The following is a 2,174-nucleotide window of genomic DNA, read 5'->3' on the forward strand; positions in this document are numbered from 1 at the left end:
TTATCCTATTTAAAATATCTATTTAATAATCCTTTGAAAGCTTTTCCATGACGAGCTTCATCTTTACACATTTCATGAACAGTATCATGAATAGCATCATAATTAAGCTTCTTAGCTAAAGTTGCTAATTCTTTTTTACCCTTACAAGCACCGTACTCAGCTTCTACTCTAACTTCAAGATTCTTCTTAGTATCAGCTCCTACAACTTCTCCAAGAAGTTCTGCAAATTTAGATGCATGTTCTGCTTCTTCAAAAGCTATCCTCTTATAAGCTTCTGCTACTTCAGGATATCCTTCTCTATCTGCTTGACGACTCATAGCAAGATACATTCCTACTTCTGTACACTCTCCAGTAAAGTTAGCTCTTAAGCCTTCTACTACTTCAGGATCTACTCCAGCAGCAACTCCAATTTTATGTTCATCTGCCCATTCTTCTTTATCATCAGTTTTTTCTATGAATTTATCCTTTCCCGCACCACATTGAGGGCATTTTTCTGGAGCTTCCTCTCCTACAAATACATATCCACAGACTGAACAAACAAATTTTTTCATAATAACTTCCTCCTAAAATTTCACTTATATTTTATATTTCATTATTTATTATATCATTGGTACTTCGTTACCAACAGTTACTATTATATAATAATTATTATTCATAATCAAGTGTTTTTCATAATAAATAAATAATTTTTTATAATTTTTAGTTTTAGTTAAATAATTACCTTATTAATAGCACAACATAATAATTCTATTATGCATTACATATCACTTATAACTCTTAGTGCATTTTTATAAAAAATTTTTTCTACATCACTCTCACTAAACCCTACTTTTATAAGTTCTTTACCTAATTTGCCCATTTCACCCGTATTCTTAATTTCAACATCGCAATCTATACCATCAAAATCACTTCCAAGTGCTATAACTTCTACGCCTCCAACATTACAAATGTGTTTTATATGATAGATCATATCTTCAATCTTACTGACATTATTTTTCCCTAGAAATTTATTATAAAAATTTATACCCATAATTCCGCCTTTGTTTGATAATTCTTTTATCATAGTATCAGTTAAATTTCTTGGATGATTAGTTATAAATCTTGAATTAGAATGAGATGCAACAAAGGGTCTTTTTGATAATCTCAATACATCAAAGAATCCGGCATCCGAAAGATGTGACACATCTATAATCATATGGAGTCTATTCATTTCTTCTATAACCTGGTGACCAAAATCAGTTAACCCCTTACCCATATACTCCTTTTTAAAATTAGGATATCCTATTTCATTAGGGTAATTCCATGTCAAAGTCATAAGCCTTACACCAAGTCTATAAAAATTTCTTAAATTATAGAGATTTCCCTTTAAAGCTCCCCCTTCTTCTATAGTTAAAAATGCCGAGAGTCTATTCCTATTTTTATTATACATTAATTCACTATAAGATGTTGCAACAGCTATTGAGTCTTTATTTTTTTCCATTTCAATATAAAACTTATCTAACATATTAAGGCAATATTCCAAAGGGTCTTCCACATTCTCTAAGTTTAAAAACAGTGCAAAAAACTGTGCTAAGTTACTACCTTGCTTTAATTTTTCAATATCTACACTAAAATCATTTTTCTTTAGCTCCCACTCTTTTCTACTATCCATCAATTTTGATATAGTATCACAGTGAAAATCTATTACATTCATTATATACCTCCATAAATTATAAGGTTTCTGTTATATTATAACACTAATACCAATTAATTTTTATCTTTATTATCGACTTCATTAACATAATATGTAATACTTTTGTCGAAATTCATCGAATGTTATAAATAAATTTCTAAATAATTTATTATTAATTTATATTTTTACAAAAAAACGACTTGACTTTCTCCTTAATGCTTGATATCATTTAATTAGTTAATAAGTCGATTTTTGTTATTTAAGGAGGATCTTGTGATGAAATCAACAGGAGTTGTAAGAAAAGTAGATGAATTGGGAAGAGTAGTTATTCCAATAGAATTAAGAAGAACATTAGAAATAGCTGAAAAGGATGCTCTAGAGATTTACGTAGAGGGAGAGCACATAATTCTTAAAAAATATCAGCCTGCTTGTATTTTCTGTGGTGATGCAAGAGATGTTACAAATTACCGTGGTAAAAACATCTGTAAAAACTACTACGTGT

3 protein-coding genes are annotated in these 2,174 nt (G+C 29.3%); 1 reads left to right on the forward strand and 2 read right to left on the reverse strand.

Going from position 1 to position 2,174, the window contains the following annotated elements; translation table 11 throughout:
* Positions 1-5: 5 nt before the first annotated feature.
* Positions 6-551 carry an NADH peroxidase gene (locus tag RH99_RS17875; protein ID WP_010241650.1) on the reverse strand — a complete coding sequence of 182 codons (546 nt, stop codon included), beginning with the start codon at positions 549-551 and terminating at the stop codon, positions 6-8.
* A 206-nt stretch (positions 552-757) separates the two neighbouring features.
* Positions 758-1,693 (reverse strand): dipeptidase, encoded by a 936-nt coding sequence (locus tag RH99_RS17880; protein WP_010241651.1) that lies wholly within the window; start codon positions 1,691-1,693, stop codon positions 758-760.
* 255 nt (positions 1,694-1,948) lie between these two features.
* On the opposite strand from RH99_RS17880, the gene RH99_RS17885 reads away from it, so the two are divergent.
* Positions 1,949-2,174 (forward strand): AbrB/MazE/SpoVT family DNA-binding domain-containing protein (locus tag RH99_RS17885; RefSeq protein WP_010241652.1); only part of this gene is annotated, 226 nt, incomplete at its 3' end.

Origin of the sequence: Clostridium arbusti SL206, from assembly GCF_000246895.1 — a bacterium.
GTDB classification, from domain to species: Bacteria; Bacillota; Clostridia; order Clostridiales; family Clostridiaceae; genus Clostridium_I; species Clostridium_I arbusti.

Coding starts and splice junctions, on each gene's coding strand:
- RH99_RS17875 (WP_010241650.1), bottom strand. CDS start 551: ATGAAAAAATTTGTTTGTTCAGTCTGTGGATATGTATTTGTAGGAGAG.
- RH99_RS17880 (WP_010241651.1), bottom strand. CDS start 1,693: ATGAATGTAATAGATTTTCACTGTGATACTATATCAAAATTGATGGAT.